Source organism: Pseudoxanthomonas yeongjuensis, assembly GCF_010093345.1.
GTDB lineage: Bacteria > Pseudomonadota > Gammaproteobacteria > Xanthomonadales > Xanthomonadaceae > Pseudoxanthomonas_A > Pseudoxanthomonas_A yeongjuensis.
Window position 1 is genome coordinate 1394631 of record NZ_PDWT01000001.1, and the last position, 16686, is coordinate 1411316.

The following is a 16686-nucleotide window of genomic DNA, read 5'->3' on the forward strand; positions in this document are numbered from 1 at the left end:
TCCACCGAGACCCCGATGGCTGTCCGTTCAAAGCCCCTGCGTCGGGATGATGTTACCCAAACCGGGGAGGCGGCGGCAGATAGGCACTCGTTTCCCCTAGCAAGAGCGCGATCCCACCCATCAACGTCAACCTCAGGCGCCCCCAGCCAACCGATCGAGGACATCCTCCAGGCCCTGCTGCCAATCAGGCAGGGCAATACCGAATGATTGTCGCAACGCCGTGGTATCGAGCCTTGAATAGCTAGGACGTTTCGCGGGAGTTGGATAGTCAGCCGTGGTGATGGGCACTAGCCTCGGCCTCCAGGCCAGCAGACCACGCCGATGCGCGCCTTCAAAAATAGCTGTCGCGAAACCATGCCAACTGGCCTGGCCTTCCGCGGTCAGGTGGAAGGTGCCGGTAGCCAGGGCCGAACGAGTCATGATCTGGGCGGTGACGTCGGCGATCAGTGCCGCCGGCGTCGGCGTTCCGACCTGATCGGCGACCACGCGCAGCTCCTCGCGCTCCGCACCCAAGCGCAGCATGGTCCGCAGGAAATTGTGGCCGTGCGAGGCATAAACCCAGGCGGTACGGAAGATCAGGTGCGCAGCATCCGCGGTACGGATGGCCTCCTCGCCCGCAAGCTTGCTCGCGCCATAAACGCCCAAAGGAGACGTGGCATCATCCTCGCGATACGGCCGACTACCGTCGCCCGGGAATACGTAATCAGTGGAGTAATGCACCAGTTTCGCGCCACGTCGCGCGCACGCAACCGCCAGCACGCCGGGCGATTCCGCATTGACGCGGAATGCCGCATCGACCTCGCTCTCTGCGCGATCCACTGCGGTATAGGCCGCGGCGTTGACCACCCAATCCGGAGCGATGCGTTCGACCAATCCGCCCAACGAGTCGGGTTCGTCCAGATCGGCGGTTTCACAGGGGCTGCCCTCTTCGAGGTGCCCGCTGCGGGTGGTAGCGATTATTTCGCCGAGCGGAGCGAGACTACGCCTGAGCTCACGGCCGACCTGCCCATTCGCGCCCAGCAGCAGGATTCTCATGCGGTGTAGACGGGCAAACGATCCGCAGCCACATCGCCCAGGAAGGGAGCCTTGGCGTCCTTGTCGGAAAGCAGGGGCTCGCCGACCGGCCAGTCGATGCCGATGGCCGCATCGTTCCAGCGCACGCCGGCATCGGCAGCCTTGTCGTACTGGGCCGTGCACAGGTAGCTGAAGATGGCGCGGTCGGACAGCACCGCGAAACCATGTGCGAAGCCTTCCGGTATCCAGAACTGGCGCTTGTTCTCCGCGCTCAACACCACCGCAGCCCAGCGGCCGAAGTGCGGCGAGTCGCGGCGGATATCCACCGCCACGTCGTAGACCTCGCCTTCCAGCACGCTGACCAGCTTGCCCTGCGGATTCGGCCATTGGTAGTGCAGGCCACGCAGCACGCCGCGCGCCGAAGAGGAGACATTGCTCTGCACGAACTTCGTCGGCAGTCCATGTTCGCCGTAGCGATCGGCATTCCAGGTCTCGAAGAAGAAGCCGCGATCGTCGCCGAATACCGCCGGCTCGATGACCATGCAGCCCGGCAGAGCGGTTTCGATCACCTTCACCGGACCACTCCGCGCGCCGCGAGCGAAAGCAGGTAATGGCCGTAGCCGTTCTTGGCCAGCGGGGCGGCCAGTTTTTCCAGCTGCGCCGCGTCGATCCAGCCGTTGCCGAAGGCGATCTCCTCCGGGCAGCAGACCCGCAAGCCCTGGCGGGCCTCGATGGTCTCGATGAAGTTGGAGGCCTGCAGCAACGACTGGTGGGTGCCGGTATCGAGCCAGGCGAAACCACGGCCCAGCGGCTCCAGGTGCAGCGATCCGTCCTCGAGATAGCAACGGTTGAGGTCGGTGATCTCCAGCTCCCCGCGCGGCGACGGCTTCAACGAAGCGGCGTAATCGCTTGCGCGTCCATCGTAGAAATACAGGCCGGTGACCGCATGGTTGGAGCGGGGTTCGGTGGGCTTTTCTTCCAACCCCACCACCCTGCCGCCTTCATCGAACTCGGCAACGCCGTAGCGTTCCGGATCGTTCACCCAGTAACCGAACACCGTGGCGCCGTGCTGGCGCGTGTCCGCGCGCTTCAGTGTCTCGGTCAGCCCGTGGCCGTGGAAGATATTGTCGCCAAGCACCAGGCAGCTGGGTTGCCCCGCGACGAAATCCTTGCCGATCAGGTAGGCCTGCGCCAGGCCGTCCGGACTGGGCTGGGCCGCGTATTCGATGTGCATGCCCCACTGCGAGCCGTCGCCGAGCAACTGCTTGAACAGCGCCTGTTCGTGCGGCGTGTTGATCACTAGCACTTCGCGGACACCCGCCAGCATCAGCACGCTGAGCGGGTAGTAGATCATCGGCTTGTCGTACACCGGCAACAGTTGCTTGCTGACGGTCTGGGTGATCGGATACAGGCGCGTGCCGGAGCCTCCGGCCAGGATGATGCCTTTGCGTTGCGTCATGGTCATTCCCTTGTGTCAGGCGGCGGTGCCGATTCTTTCCAGGCGATAGCTGCCATCGAGCACACGCTTTACCCAGGCCTGGTTTTCCAGGTACCAGTCGACCGTCCGCGCGATGCCCTTCTCGAACGTGTACTGCGGTTTCCAGCCCAGCTCGCCCTGCAGCTTGGACGCATCGATCGCGTACCTGCGGTCGTGGCCGGGGCGGTCGGCCACATAGGTGATCTGGCTTTCGCGCGGTTTGCCGTCTTCGCGCGGGCGTCGCTGGTCGAGCAGCTCGCAGATGGTCCGGACCACCTCGATATTCTGGCGTTCGGCGTCGCCGCCGACGTTGTAGGTTTCCCCCGGCCGCCCTTTTTCGAGGACGGTGCGGATGGCCGCGCAATGGTCGGTCACGTAAAGCCAGTCGCGAACATTCTTGCCATCGCCATAGATTGGCAGCGGCTCGCCCGCCAGTGCCCGCGCGATGATCAGCGGAATGAGTTTTTCCGGGAAGTGGTAAGGACCGTAGTTGTTCGAGCAATTGGTGGTCAGTACCGGCAGGCCGTAGGTGTGATGGAAGGCCCGCACCAGATGGTCTGAAGCGGCCTTGGATGCGGAATACGGCGAGTTCGGCGCGAAAGGCGTGCTCTCGGTGAACTTGCCGGTGTCGCCCAGCGAGCCATAGACTTCGTCGGTCGATACATGCAGGAAACGGAAACCATCGCGCTTCCCTGCTTCGAGTCCGCGCCAGTAATCGCGTACCGATTCCAGCAAGGCCAGCGTGCCGACGACGTTGGTCTGGATGAAAGCGCCAGGGCCGTCGATGGATCGGTCGACGTGGCTCTCCGCGGCGAAGTTGACGACCGCATCGGGCTGGTGCTCGGCCAGCAGCCGCGGCACCAAGGCTTGATCACCGATGTTGCCGTGGGCGAAGACGTGTCCCGGGTTGCCTTCGAGCGAAGACAAGGTATCCAGGTTGCCGGCATAGGTCAGCGCATCCAGGTTGATTACACGAACGCCTTTGGCGACAGCTTCCAATACGAAATTGCCGCCTATGAATCCGGCGCCACCAGTTACGAGCCAAGTCGGCACATCTGCCTCCAGAAATAAGGTCTTAGAAAATCGGTTCTCCCGGACGAACCTCAGAACGGGATATCGTCGTCCGCGAAGTCGTCCATCGGCGCCTGCTGCGCGGCGGGCTGCTGGCGACGCGGAGCGGAATCCTGGCGCGGCGCGGTCCGTTGCGGGCGTTCGCCGCCGCCTTCGCTCTTGCCGCCGAGCATCTGCATCTCGTCGGCGATGATGTCGGTCGTATAGTGCTTCACACCGTCCTTGTCGTAGCTGCCGTATTCGATGCGGCCCTCGATGTAGCACTGCGAACCCTTGCGCAGGTATTCGCCGGCGATCTCGCCGAGCTTGCCGAACAGCTTGACCCGGTGCCATTCGGTTTTTTCGATCTGCTGGCCGTCCTTGTCCTTGCGCACGCTGGTCGTGGCGACGCTGAGCGTGGTGATGGCCATCCCGCCTTGGGTGTATTTGGTTTCCGGGTCGTTGCCCAGGTTGCCTACCAGGATCACTTTATTGACGCCGCGTGCCATGTCTTTTCCCGTCCGGTGATGCCCGCCAATTGCGGGCATGGTCAGTGAAGTATAACCGGCGGCCCCGCGCTATCCGTAACTTCCGCATCACGGGGTCAGGGTTATCTGATCGTGATAGCCCTTATAATTCAGCCACTTCCCACGCCTATTCCACATGACAGCCGTCGAACGCCCCCGGCCCGCCCTGGCCCTGCCCCAGATCCAGACCCTTGCCACCGCTGACATGGCTGCCGTGGACACGCTGATCCGCAACCGGCTGGCTTCCGACGTGGTCCTGATCAACCAGATCGCCGACCACATCATCTCCGCCGGCGGCAAGCGCCTGCGGCCGATGCTGGTGGTCCTGGCCGGCCGCGCCTGCGGTGCGGTGATCCCGGACCACCACCAGTTGGCGGCGATCATCGAATTCATCCATACCTCCACCCTGCTCCACGACGACGTGGTCGACGAATCCGACCTGCGCCGCGGCCGCAGCACCGCCAATGCGCTGTGGGGCAACGCGCCCAGCGTGCTGGTCGGCGATTTCCTGTATTCGCGCAGCTTCCAGTTGATGGTGGAACTGGACCGGATGGAAGTGATGCGGATCCTGGCCGACACCACCAACCGCATCGCCGAAGGCGAGGTGCTGCAGCTGCTGCACGTGCACAACCCCGATACCGACGAGGCCGCCTACCTGCGCGTGATCGAGCGCAAGACCGCGGTGCTGTTCGCCGCCGGCACCCGGCTGGGCGCGCTGGCATCCAATGCCGATGCGGCCGGGCAACGGAAGCTCTACGACTACGGCATGAACCTGGGCTACGCCTTCCAGATCGCCGACGACGTGCTGGACTACACCGCCGATGCCGCCGACCTGGGCAAGAACCTCGGCGACGACCTGGCCGAAGGCAAGGCCACCCTGCCCCTGATCCACGCGATCGCGCATTCCGATGAAAAGACGCGCGCGCGCCTGCGCGCGATCGTCGAAAACGGCGACGGCACGGCCATGCCCGAAGTGCTGGCCGCGATCGACGCCACCGGCGGACTGGAATACAGCCGTCGCCGCGCGGCGGAATACGCGCAGGCGGCGGAAGCCGCGCTCGATGGCCTGGAAGAAAACGACGCGATCGGCGCATTGCGCGGACTTGCCCGGTATTCGGTGGAACGCAAGTCCTGACCCGTAGGAGCGGGCCTTGCCCGCGATGCCCTTGCTTCAACGCCAAAAGCATCGCGGGCAAGGCCCGCTCCTACACAGGTCGGGTCTCAATCTCCGAAAATTTCTTCGAAGAAGTCGTCCATCATCCGGTTGGCGCGCTTGGCCGCGCGCTCGTTGTAGACGCAACCGGGCGGGCTGTTGGCCGTTTCCAGCGCGAAGCAATGCACCGCACCGCTGAAGTTGACGAACTGCCAATCCGCACCTGCCTCGTTCATTTCCTTCTCGAACCCGGCGATATCGGGTGCGGTGCTCTTGTCGTCGGCCCCGTTGAGGATCAACAGCGGCGCCTTCACCATGCCCGGCCGCGCCGGCATGTCCGTGTCGAGTCCGCCGTGGAACGTCACCACACCGGCGACATCGGCACCGCTGCGGGCCAGCTCCAGTACCGATGAACCACCGAAACAGAAGCCGAGTGCGGCGATCTTCGCAGGATCCAGCGGTGCCTTTCCGGCTTGCGCACGCAGCACTTCCACGGACTTGTTGATGCGCTCACGCATCATCGGTATGTCCGCGTACATCTTCTTGACCTGGGCCAGCGCCTCGGCCGGATCCTTGGGGCGTATCCCCTTGCCGTACATGTCGACGATCAGGACCACGTAGTCATCGCCGGCGATCTGTTTGGCCTTGTCGACAGCGGCCGGAGTCACGCCCAGCCAGTCGGGCACCATCACCAGTCCGGGGCGCTTTTCGTTGCTTGTGTCGTCGTAGACCAGGTAGCCGCTGAAAACCTGCTTGTCGATTTTCCACTCGACCGGTTTGGCCTGTGGCGCGGCCAACAGGGGCGAAGCCCACAAGGCGGTCAAGGCCAGCCATATCAGGGATATCTTGCGCACGCGTTGCTCCCGATGTGCCGAAATTGATCCAGTTTAGAACCATACCATCCAGACCGCATGAAATCCGCCCGTATGCAGGAGCGACGTGAGTCGCAACACATGCCCTCTTCATCTGAGGAGTCGAGGGATCGCCCGGGAATCCGGCTGCCTATCCCTGCCCTTGCCCACCCGGACCAAGAATCCATGCAGCGTTTTTTCGGTCGCGACTCACGTCGCTCCTACGTGCACGAAGCTTCAGGCGATGCCCATGCCCGGGATCGCGGAAATCGCATCGGGGTCGAAGCCGGCCAATTCCGCGAAATGGCGGCCACGGGCCACGTAGTCACGATAGGCGCCGAAGCTGGGGGCGCCCGGCGAAAGCAGGATGACCCCGGCATTGCCCAGCAGACCGTGCGCCTGCTTTACCGCGGATTCCAGATCGTCGGCAGCCTCGAGCCTGAACTTGCCGCTTGCAGCCAATGGGGTAAGCAGATCGTGGATCCGCGGCCCGTTGGCGCCCATGGTCACGATGATTTCTGGCGCATCGCCCTGCATTGCATCGGCGAAACCGGACCAGTCCACCCCACGGTCGTGCCCACCGACCAGGATCGCCACCCGCTGCCCGCGGAAACATTCCAGCGCGGCGAGGCTCGCATGCGGTGTAGTGCTGATGGAGTCGTTGACGTAGGTGATGCCATCGCGCATGCCGATGGTCTGCAGGCGATTGGGTAGCGGACGGAAACTCTCGGCATGCGCGGCCAGTGCGCCCGCATCCAGTCCCAGCGCCTCGATCGTCGCCAGCACCGCGCACAGGTTGCCGCGGTTGTGGCGACCCGGCAGCGGCGTGCGCCTGCTGTCGAACACGAAAAGCTCGCCGCGATAGACGTCGTCTCCGCGCAGATGCCAGCCTTCGGCATGGTTGAACCAGTGCACTTCGCTGTCCGGGAGCCGCAATGCGGCAAGGCGCGGGTCGGCGGCGTTGAGCACGGCGACCCTCGGCTTCGCCTGCGTCACCAGCGCCAGCTTGTCGTCGACATAACGCGCTTCGCTGCCATGCCAGTCCAGGTGTTCGGGAAACAGGTTGAGGACGACCGCCACTTCCGGCCGCGTTTCCGCGGCCGCGACATCCAGGGTCTGGTAGCTGGAAAGCTCGATCGCCCAGAACCCGGGTGCAGGTTCGGTATCCAGCATTTCCAGCAAGGGCATGCCGATGTTGCCGGCAAGCGCGGTGCGGTGGCCGCCGGCGCGGAGCAAGTGCGCCAGCAACGCGGTGGTCGTGCTCTTGCCCTTGGTCCCGGTGACACAGATCGTGTTCCGGGCGTAGCCATCGTCATTCGCCTGCTCGTCGAACCACAGCGTGCTGCCGCCGATGAAGCGCGCGCCCTGCGCGACCGCGGCAAGCGCGGCCTCGGAATAAGGGCTGATGCCGGGCGACTTGACCACGATGTCCTGCGCGCCCAGCAACCGGGCGGTCGCTTCCGGTTCGACCTGCAGGTACGCGTCTGCGAAAGCGCCGACTTCTTCCGCTTCCGCGGCACTGCAGAACAGTGTCAGCGATTGCGCGGGCAGTCTCGCGCGGATCGCATGGTAGGCGGCGCGGCCTTCGCGGCCCCAGCCCCACAGGGCGACCCGCTGGCCTTCAAGCCGCGAAATTCGCACGCAGCCGCTCCCACAGCGCAGGCGGTACCCGATGCTCGCCGCCCATGTGCAGCAACGGCGCGATCTCGAGTTCGGAAGCCGCCAGTTGCGGCTGGATCTCGCGAATGAAACGCGAGACCAGCGCGTCTTCCTTCCATTCCGGACGCGAAGCGAGCGCAGCCATCGCCGCGCGCGATTCCTGGCCTTCGCCTACGCACTCGAACGGCTTGTGGTCCTGGAATTCCAGCAGCGCGTCGAAGCCGCCAGCCTGCGATGCGTCGTCGAGGAGATTGCGGCCGAAGATGCGCACCAGCCGTGGCTTGGGCATGAACGGAGCCAACGCCAGGAACACGAAATGGCATTTCGGACAAACGCCGCACCAGCGATTCACCGGACGCTCGCCGAGGATGTGGAAATTGCGGTTGCAGCTGGAAAAGTGCGCGTCGTAGCGATCCGATTTCGCGAACTGGCGCGCCACCGCGAGTTCACTGAGTGGGCGCAGCAGCGAGTAATAGTGCAGTTCGGCGGCGACGCGCTTCTGCACGTACTCACCGAACGCCTGCTCGAACTGCCATCCCTTCGACCATTGGTGGTTCACTTCGCCCGTGCCCGGGATGATGCTGCCGTAGCTGGCTGAGCGTTCGTTGGAGAACACCACCTGGTCCACGCCCTGCAGCAACGCGGCGAGCACCAGGATCGCGGAATTCACCGCGGTCACCGGGATGTGGCCGTTGTAGGCGCCCTGCCGGTTCAATTCGAACAGCTCCGGCGCCAGCGCGCGGCCCAGGTTGAGCGTCGGCAATTCCGTGCGTGCGGCGCAGGCGGCGATCAGCTGGGAGTTGCCGATCCAGGTCACGGTCTGATCGACACCCGCCGAACGCAGGGCCTCGATCGAGACCAGCGAATCCTTGCCGCCACCGATGGCGACCAGCGCGTGATGGCGGAGACCTAGCGCAGGCGCGTCACTTGTGGGAGGGGCGTCAGCCCCGACGCCCACCGCAGTCGGAAAACTGATCCTGCCGTGCAGGTTCAGCCCATTGCGATAGGCGAACTCGCCCAATCCGTTCTCATAGATCAGCGTCAGCAGAGCAGCCGCATCCGCGTCGATCGCATACGACTCTATCCGGATTTCCGGCGGCACCGCCGCCTTGTAATAGCTGACCCCGGCGATCAGGTGCAGCAGGCGCAACGCCTGTTCCACTGCATGCGCACGCTCACCCTCCAGGACGAACGGCGCGCCGGAGATCGTCACCGTTTCGATCATCTCCGGGCCATCGTCGAAAGCGTAGGCCAGGCTGGCGACGCCGGTTTGCGCGTCGAAGCCGCAACGCACGAAGCGGAATGCCGCAACCCCGTCGCGCTGGAATTTCCACTCAGACATCCAACACCTCTTCTTTCGGCAACGCCCGCAGGTTGTAGGCGTTGGCCATGGTGAATCCGTAGGCGCCCGCATCGGCGACCAGCACCACATCGCCCTCCGCGGTCGCCGCCGGCAACTTGCGGCGCTTGCCGAACACATCGCTCGACTCGCAGATCGGTCCGACCACATCGAACACGCCGTCGGCTGCTTCATCGAGGCGGCCAAGATTGTGAATGTCGTGCCATGCGTCGTATAGCGCCGGACGGATCAGCGCATTCATGCCCGCATCCAGGCCGACGCGATGGATGCCATCTTTTTCGACGACCTGGGTGACCGTCGCAAGCAACACGCCCGCTTCGGCAACGAGGTAGCGGCCCGGCTCGATCGCCAGCCGATAGCCCGCATAGGCGGATTTTATTTCCGCCAGGTCCGCGCTCCAGGCGTCGAGGTCGAACGGTTCATCGTCCTCGGTGTAGGGAATGGGCAGGCCGCCGCCGATGTCGATCACCTCGATGCTGCCGATCCGTCCGGCGATGCCGCCCAGCTCGTCGCAGACCTGCTTCCAGTGCTGCGGGGTTTCCACGCCGCTGCCCAGGTGCGCATGCAGGCCGTTGACCCGGATGCCCAGGCTGTGCGCGAGTGCGATGAAAGCCTCCACCTTGGCCACCGGCAGGCCGAACTTGGATTCCCTGCCACCGGTGCGCACCTTCTCGTGATGCCCTTCGCCACGGCCCAGGTCCACCCGCAGCCACAGGTCGCGGCCACGGAAGACTTCCGGCCAGCGCTGCAGCGCCTCGCAGTTGTCCAGGGTCACGGTGACCCCCAGCGCATACGCCGCTTCGTACTCCGCGCGCGGCGCGAAGCTCGGGGTGAACAGTACCAGGCGCGGGGACAACTCGGGCAGGATCTCGAACACGCGCTGCAACTCGCCCAGCGAGACGCATTCCAGACCGAAACCCTCTTCGACCAGCAGGCGCAGGATCGCCGGATGCGAATTGGCCTTGATCGCATAGTAGCGCTGGTCGATCGGCGCCAGCGCCTTCAACGCCTGCGCGCGGGCGCGCACCGTGGGCAGATGGTAGGCATAGGCCGGCGTGGACGCGGCGGCCACGGCGAGCAGGCGTTGGCGTTGCCCGTGCCACCACGGCGTTTCGCGCTTGCGGATGCCGTGGGCGATCTCGCGCCAGCGCGGGCCGAACACGCTGGTCTCCTGCACCGGCATGGCGCCGCTGTCGATCAGCGCGGCATGCAGCACCGGCAACAGGCCGTCGGCGTCGGCCTCGTCGATGACGAAGGTCAGGTTCAAGTCGTTGGACGACTGCGAAATCATATGCACGCGTTCGCGGCCGAACGTGGCCCACACATCCGACAGCTTGTGCAGCAGCGAGCGCATGCCGCGGCCGACCAGGGTGATGGCCGTGCACGGCGCGATCACCTTGACCCGGCAGATTTCCGCCAGGTCCGCCGACAGCGCGGCCAGCACGTTGGTGCTGACCAGGTTCTCGCTGGGATCCAGCGACACGGTGACGTTGGTTTCCGAGGAACCGATCAGGTCCACCGACAGGCCATGGCGCTTGAAGCGCTCGAACACGTCGGCCAGGAAGCCGACCTGCTGCCACATGCCGATGCCTTCCATCGACACCAGCACGATGCCGTTGCGGCGGCTGATCGCCTTTACGCCGGGCACAGTGGCCGCGTTGCCGTCGATGCTGGTGCCGGGGAGCTCGGGCCGCTCGGTGTCCAGGATCGCCATCGGCACGCCGGCGTCGCGGCACGGCTTGATCGAACGCGCATGCAGCACCTTGGCCCCGGTGGTCGCGATTTCCTGCGCCTCGTGGTAATCCAGCCGGGTCAGCAGTCGCGCGTCGGGCACTTCGCGCGGGTTGGCGGAAAACATGCCGGGCACATCGGTCCAGATTTCCACCCGCTGCGCGCCGAGCAACGCGCCGAAATACGCGGCCGAAGTATCCGAACCGCCACGCCCCAGCACGGTGGTGCCGCCATCCTCATGGCGGGCGATGAAGCCCTGGGTCAGCAACATGCCTGCGGGTTGCGCGCTGAATTCCTGGCGCCAGCTACCGCTGGGCACGATGCCGCACGACACCGACAACCGTTGCGCCCATGCGCTCTGGTTGGGCAGCACGTTGGCCTGCAGCCATTGGCGCGCATCGGTCCAGCCGAAATCCAGTCCCTGCGCACGCAGGTAGGCCGCGCCCAGGGTGGAGGAAAGCAGCTCGCCCTGGCCCAGCACTTCCGCCTGCCAGGCCAGCGTGCGTTCGCCGGCGCGCGGATCGACCATCAATGCGCGCAGGAACGACAGGCGTTCGCCGATTACCTGGTCCGCATCCAGCTCCAGTTCGGCGACGAATTCGCGATGGCGCTGTTCGAGCCTGTCGATGCGTTCCGCACTGTCGGTGGCGCCGTCGGCGATCGCGGTCAGCTCATTGGTCACGCCCGACAACGCCGAGACCACCACCAGCACGCGCGCATCCTGCCCCTCGACGGAATGTTCCTCCGCCCTGCGTTTGGCCAGCCGGCCGATCGTGTCCCAGCGATGGCGACGCGACACCGAAGTGCCGCCGAACTTGAGGACGATCCAGCGATCAGGCGCAGTGAGGGAGGCAGGCATGGACAGGAGGGGGGGATTGCCCGACCATTCGGGCGTGAACCCTGAATTCTAGACGAAGGTCGACTCGCGTGGGCTTGGAGTGGGAGCGGCGTCCCGCCGCGGGCTTTTGTCCTTCGTTTGAGGGCAATCGGGGCAAGAGCCAGGACAAGCGCTCGCGGCGGGACGCCGCTCCCACAGTTAGCCGCTCCCACACTTGCCGGAGCGATCAACCTCCACGGTAATGCGGATTGCTAAGCTGCACGGCCCCGCCCATTCCCCCCCTCCATGACCACACGCCGTTACCTGCAGCTCGACGTCTTCGCCGACCGCCCTGGCGCGGGCAACGCGCTGGGCGTGGTCTTCGACGCCGCAGACATGGACGCAGCCGCCATGCAGGCCTATGCCGCCTGGGCGAACCTTTCCGAAACCGTCTTCTTTCTGCCTCCCGCTTCGCCAGCCGCCGACTACCACGTACGCATCTTCACTCCGCGCTCGGAGTTGCCCTTTGCCGGGCACCCCAGCGTGGGTGCGGCGTGGGCCGCGCTCGACTCGGGACTGGTGCAGGCCAGGGACGGTGTCTTGATGCAGGAATGCGCTGCCGGCCTATTGCCAGTGCGGATCGAGGATCGCGACACCACCCGGGCGATCCACGTACGCGCGCCGCATGCGCGAGAGGTAACGACCGGGGATACGCATCGCACAGCGCTCAGCGCCGCATTGCGCGACCTCCCGCTCGGTGCGCTCGCACCCACGCTCTGGAACAACGGGCCCAACTGGTGGCTGGTGGAACTGGCCGATGCGGCCGCGGTACGCGGCATGGCGCCCGACCTGCCGGCCATTGCGGCGCTGACCCGCGCCAGCGAGGCAGTCGGGCTGGCGGTGTTTGGCCGTGCCGGAGCATCCGATCACGACCTCGCGGTGCGCGCCTTCTGCCCGGCCGACGGAATCCCGGAAGATCCGGTGACCGGCAGCGCCAACGCCAGCATCGCCGCGCTGCTGCACCGTGCTGGTGCATTGCCGGGTGCGGGGGACCGCTACATTGCCAGCCAGGGCCGGGAGCTGGGCCGCGACGGCAAGGTGGAAGTGCAGGTCGACGGCGAAGGCGAGGCCTGGATCGGCGGCCGGGTGCAGGCGGTGATCCGCGGAAGCGTGGATTGCTAAGCTGCACGGCCCCCACGAACCCTCCCCCTTCATGACCACACGCTCCATGACCGCGCGCCGTTACCTGCAACTCGACGTCTTCGCCGATCGCCCGGGCGCAGGCAATCCCCTGGCCGTGGTCCTGGATGCGGACGGTCTGGACGACGACACCATGCAGGCCATCGCCCGCTGGACGCGATTGCCGGAAACGACCTTCGTGTTCCCGGCGACGAAGCCGGAAGCCAGCTACGGCATCCGCATCTTCAGCCCGCGCCGTGAAGTGCCGTTCGCCGGTCATCCCAGCGTTGGCACCGCGCACGCGGTGCTCGAGGCCGGACTGGCCACGCCACGCGACGGATTGCTGGTGCAGGAAGGCATCGCCGGCCTGCTGCCGCTGCGCGTGACCGGCACCGGCCCTACCCGCACCATCGCCGTGCGCACGCCACGGGCGAAGGTGATGGAAATCGCATCGCCGGACGACGCACGCCTGCGCGATGTGCTCGGCACACTGCCGCTGGGCGCGCTGCCGCCGGCATTGATGGATGGCGGAAGACGCTGGTGGCTGGCGGAGTTGCGCGACGAAACCACGCTGCGCGCGGCGACACCGCCTTGGGAAGCGATCGGCACGCTGGCGCAATCCACCGAAAGCATGGGCATGTGCGTGTTCGCACGCAGCGACGATCCGGTCTATTTCCTGGCGGTACGCGCCTGGGTCGGCGCGCCTGCGCAGTTCGAGGACGCGGCTTCGGGCGCGGCCAACGCGACCCTCGCCGCCTGGCTGGCTTCGCAAAATTCCTTGCCCGGCCATGATGGCCGCTACCGCATCAGCCAGGGCCGCGAAGTCGGGCACGACGCGATCATCGAGTTGTTCGTCGACGAACACGGCGAAGTCTGGTCCGGCGGCCGCGTCTGCAACGTGGTGAGCGGGCAGATCGATTGGTGAGTCCCTACCCTTTGTAGGAGCGGCTTCAGCCGCGACCAGGAATTCAAAGCCGCGCGGAGCCAGCAGCCGACGTCACCATCACGGTCGCGGCTGGAGCCGCTCCTACAGTCAACCAACCGAAGGCACGAGATGACCCAACTCAGCGACAAAGTGGTCTGGATCACCGGCGCCTCCAGCGGCATCGGTGAAGCCCTGGCGCAACGTGCGGCCGCACGCGGCGCCAAGCTGATCCTGTCGTCCCGGCGCGCTGGCGAACTGGAACGCGTGCGCCAGTCACTCCCACGCCCGCATGAGGTGGCGGTGCTGCCGGTGGACCTGTCCCGGCTCGACGGTGCCGATGCATTGGCCGTGCAGGCGGCGGGCTTCTTCGGCCCCATCGACCTCCTGGCCAACAACGCGGGCCTCTCCCAGCGCACCACCACCCTGGATACCGGACTGCCGGCCTACCGGCAGATCATGGAAGTGGATTTCTTCGCCCCGATCGCATTGACCAAGGCCTTGCTGCCTGACTGGGTGGCGCGCGGCAGCGGCCATGTGGTCGTGGTGAGTTCGGTGTTCGGGCATATCGCGATGGCCCGACGCACCGGTTATGCCGCGGCCAAGCACGCGCTGCACGGTTGGTACGACTGCGCACGGATCGAACTGGAACCGCAGGGCGTGCGCTTCACCCTCGCCTGCCCCGGCTTCGTGCGCACCAACGTGTCGGTCAACGCGCTCGGTCCGGGCGGCCGGGCTTACGGCAAGTCCGATGGCGACATCGACGGCGGCATGGATCCGGCCGTGTGCGCCGAAAAAATCTGGCGCGCAGTGGAAAGCAACCGCCAGGAAGTGCTGATCGCCGGCAAGGAACGCGCCGCGGTCTACTTCAAGCGCTTCCTGCCCTTGTCCTGGTACACCGCATTCGCGCGACGCCTGAAGGTGAACTAGAAAATTCCTGGACCCTCATTGCCTGTGGGGCATTGCCTGTGGGAGGGGCTTCAGCCCCGACGCTTTGCCAGGCTGCGTTCGTCGGGGCTGAAGCCCCTCCCACATCCTCCCCTACCCTTCCCGACCTCTATCCGCAATCACTGTTCGGCTTCGAACACCGGCTTTCCATCCACCCAGGTGGAACGGATGCGCAGGTCGTCCAGCTGTCCGGCGGGTACCGACAGGGGATCGTCTTCCAGGATCACGAAGTCGGCGCGCAAACCCGCGGCCAGGCGGCCCACTTCGTTTTCGTCGAACCCGGCATACGCAGCATCGCTGGTGAAGCCGCGCAGCGCTTCGGCCGCGCTCAGCTTCTGGTCCGGCAGCCAACCACCAGGAGGCTGCCCGTCGCGGTCCTGGCGAGTGACGGCGGCATACAGGCCCAGGCGCGGATCGGGCGATTCGACCGGGAAATCCGAACCCAGCGCCAATCGCGCGCCACTGTCCAGCATGCGCCGCCAGGCATAAGCGCCGGCGATCCGCTGCTTGCCCACGCGGTCCTCGGCCCACGGCATGTCCGAGGTGGCATGGGTCGGTTGCATCGAGGCGATCACGCCCATCGGCCGCAACCGCGGAATATCTTCCAGGGAAACGACCTGGGCGTGCTCGATACGCCAGCGCAAGCCATCCTCGCCGTCCAGCGCACGCCCATAGGCATCCAGCACGAGGCGATTGCCTCGATCGCCGATCGCATGCGTGGCCACCTGCGCGCCGCACCCCTTGGCCTTGCGAACAACGGATTCGAATGCGGCCGGGTCGGTCATCAGCAAGCCACGGTTGCCGTGATCGTCGCTGTAGTCCTCCAGCAATGCGGCGCCGCGGCTGCCCAGCGCGCCATCCATGTACAGCTTGACCCCGCGCATCTGCAGGCGGCCGCCGGCATGGCGATACAGCCCGTGCGCGCACAGGTCGGCCAATGCGCCGCTGTCGCCATCGGCGTAGGCATCCACGCGCAACAGCAAGCGGCCGCTGTCGGCGAAACGCTTCAGCAATGCCAGGTCCTCGCGCGACTCGCCCATGTCGTGCACGCCGGTGAGGCCATTGCGCACCGCCGTCGCCAAGGCCTTGGTCAGCGCCTGTTCGCGGGAGGCCTCATCGGGCACCGGCACCACCGCGTTGACCAGTCCCATCGCCCCATCGACGAAGATGCCGGTAGGCGCACCGTTATCGCGCGCGATGTGCCCGCCTTCCGGCTGCCAGTCGCCCGTCAGTGGCTTGGCCGATGTTGCCGCCACCGCGCGCAACGCCGCCGTGTTGGCCCAGCCGGCATGGCCATCGATGCGATCCAGCCACACTGGACGATCCGGGAATGCAGTATCCAGGTCGGCGGCGGTGGGGAAGTTTTTCCCGGGCCAGTCGTTCTGGTCCCAGCCACCGCCCAGCAACCAGGCGCCGGCCGGCAACTGCTTTTCGTAATCGCGCAGGCGGGCGACGACCTCGGCCTTGTCGCGCGCGCCCACCAGATCGGCGCGCATCAAGGCGTAACCCAGTCCCATCAGGTGCCCGTGCGCGTCGATCAAGCCGGGAATCACGGTCTTGCCAGCCGCATCGATGCGCGAGGCCCGCGGATAGCGCGCCAACACTTCCTGCGTGCTTCCCACCGCCAGCACGCGCCCGTCTTCATCCCAGGCCAGCGCTTCGGCCAGCGGCTGCTGCGGGTCGGAGGTATGGATCCGTGCTGCGGTCAGCACCTGCACCTGTCCCGCCTGCGCGGTGGCGCTGAACGTGGTTGTGCTGAACGTGACTGTGCTGAAACAGAGTCCTGCGATCAAGGCCAAACGACGCATGCGCGATATTCCTGGAAGGAAGTGGTACGCGACTATGCCCTTCGCCCACCGCGCAGACAAGCAGAATGCCTACTGCGCCAAGAACATGCCTGCGACATGCGGGCCGGCGATAGTCGCGATCGGAAGTCCTTGCGGGCAAGCGCCCCCCTGCACGATCCAGCCTTGACAGCCATTGCGATCGTGCAAATGG

The 16686-nt window shown here is 65.8% G+C and carries 14 protein-coding genes; 4 read left to right on the forward strand and 10 right to left on the reverse strand.

What is annotated here, in order from left to right; all coding sequences use genetic code 11:
• Positions 1-132 precede the first annotated feature (132 nt).
• From rfbD to ssb, 5 genes are read right to left on the reverse strand one after another with little or no spacing between them, the layout of a single operon-like run.
• Positions 133-1035 carry a dTDP-4-dehydrorhamnose reductase gene (gene rfbD, locus CSC74_RS06205; RefSeq protein ID WP_162313494.1) on the reverse strand — a complete coding sequence of 301 codons (903 nt, stop codon included), beginning with the start codon at positions 1033-1035 and terminating at the stop codon, positions 133-135.
• Positions 1032-1589, reverse strand: coding sequence for a dTDP-4-dehydrorhamnose 3,5-epimerase (gene rfbC / locus CSC74_RS06210; protein ID WP_162313495.1), 558 nt, complete (start codon positions 1587-1589; stop codon positions 1032-1034). The genes rfbD and rfbC overlap by 4 nt, the downstream gene beginning before the upstream one ends.
• Entirely contained in the window at positions 1586-2473 is an 888-nt protein-coding gene (gene rfbA, locus CSC74_RS06215) for a glucose-1-phosphate thymidylyltransferase RfbA (RefSeq protein WP_162313496.1), read from the reverse strand. Before rfbA ends, rfbC begins: the two co-directional genes overlap by 4 nt.
• A gap of 15 nt (positions 2474-2488) precedes the next feature.
• Complete coding sequence (gene rfbB, locus CSC74_RS06220; protein ID WP_162313497.1) at positions 2489-3544, reverse strand: dTDP-glucose 4,6-dehydratase; 1056 nt, start codon at positions 3542-3544, stop codon at positions 2489-2491.
• Between the two features lie 50 nt (positions 3545-3594).
• Complete coding sequence (gene ssb, locus CSC74_RS06225) at positions 3595-4050, reverse strand: single-stranded DNA-binding protein (RefSeq protein ID WP_162313498.1); 456 nt, start codon at positions 4048-4050, stop codon at positions 3595-3597.
• A 154-nt stretch (positions 4051-4204) separates the two neighbouring features.
• Here ssb and CSC74_RS06230 point away from each other — a divergent pair, with 154 nt between their 5' ends.
• Positions 4205-5203, forward strand: coding sequence for a polyprenyl synthetase family protein (locus CSC74_RS06230; RefSeq protein ID WP_162313499.1), 999 nt, complete (start codon positions 4205-4207; stop codon positions 5201-5203).
• An 86-nt stretch (positions 5204-5289) separates the two neighbouring features.
• Here CSC74_RS06230 and CSC74_RS06235 read toward each other — a convergent pair whose 3' ends face one another.
• The 4 genes from CSC74_RS06235 to CSC74_RS06250 all read right to left on the reverse strand — a co-directional run bounded on the left by CSC74_RS06235 (position 5290) and on the right by CSC74_RS06250 (position 11681).
• The gene (locus tag CSC74_RS06235) at positions 5290-6075 is read right to left on the reverse strand and encodes a dienelactone hydrolase family protein (protein ID WP_162313500.1); all 786 of its coding nucleotides are present in this window, start codon (positions 6073-6075) and stop codon (positions 5290-5292) included.
• 234 nt (positions 6076-6309) lie between these two features.
• Positions 6310-7713: a UDP-N-acetylmuramoyl-L-alanine--D-glutamate ligase gene (gene murD / locus CSC74_RS06240; RefSeq protein WP_162313501.1), complete on the reverse strand. Its 1404-nt coding sequence runs from the start codon at positions 7711-7713 to the stop codon at positions 6310-6312.
• Entirely contained in the window at positions 7694-9073 is a 1380-nt protein-coding gene (murL, locus tag CSC74_RS06245) for a UDP-N-acetyl-alpha-D-muramoyl-L-alanyl-L-glutamate epimerase (RefSeq protein ID WP_162313502.1), read from the reverse strand. Before murL ends, murD begins: the two co-directional genes overlap by 20 nt.
• Complete coding sequence (locus CSC74_RS06250) at positions 9066-11681, reverse strand: bifunctional aspartate kinase/diaminopimelate decarboxylase (RefSeq protein WP_162313503.1); 2616 nt, start codon at positions 11679-11681, stop codon at positions 9066-9068. The genes murL and CSC74_RS06250 overlap by 8 nt, the downstream gene beginning before the upstream one ends.
• Positions 11682-11945: 264 nt before the next feature.
• Here CSC74_RS06250 and CSC74_RS06255 point away from each other — a divergent pair, with 264 nt between their 5' ends.
• The 3 genes from CSC74_RS06255 (at position 11946) to CSC74_RS06265 (ending at position 14670) form a co-directional block, all read left to right on the forward strand.
• The gene (locus tag CSC74_RS06255; protein ID WP_162313504.1) at positions 11946-12821 is read left to right on the forward strand and encodes a PhzF family phenazine biosynthesis protein; all 876 of its coding nucleotides are present in this window, start codon (positions 11946-11948) and stop codon (positions 12819-12821) included.
• A 46-nt stretch (positions 12822-12867) separates the two neighbouring features.
• Positions 12868-13743 (forward strand): PhzF family phenazine biosynthesis protein, encoded by an 876-nt coding sequence (locus CSC74_RS06260; RefSeq protein ID WP_162313742.1) that lies wholly within the window; start codon positions 12868-12870, stop codon positions 13741-13743.
• 129 nt (positions 13744-13872) lie between these two features.
• Positions 13873-14670: an SDR family NAD(P)-dependent oxidoreductase gene (locus CSC74_RS06265; protein ID WP_162313505.1), complete on the forward strand. Its 798-nt coding sequence runs from the start codon at positions 13873-13875 to the stop codon at positions 14668-14670.
• A 137-nt stretch (positions 14671-14807) separates the two neighbouring features.
• On the opposite strand, the gene CSC74_RS06270 is transcribed toward CSC74_RS06265, so the two are convergent.
• Complete coding sequence (locus CSC74_RS06270) at positions 14808-16496, reverse strand: amidohydrolase (RefSeq protein ID WP_162313506.1); 1689 nt, start codon at positions 16494-16496, stop codon at positions 14808-14810.
• Between the last annotated feature and the right edge of the window lie 190 nt (positions 16497-16686).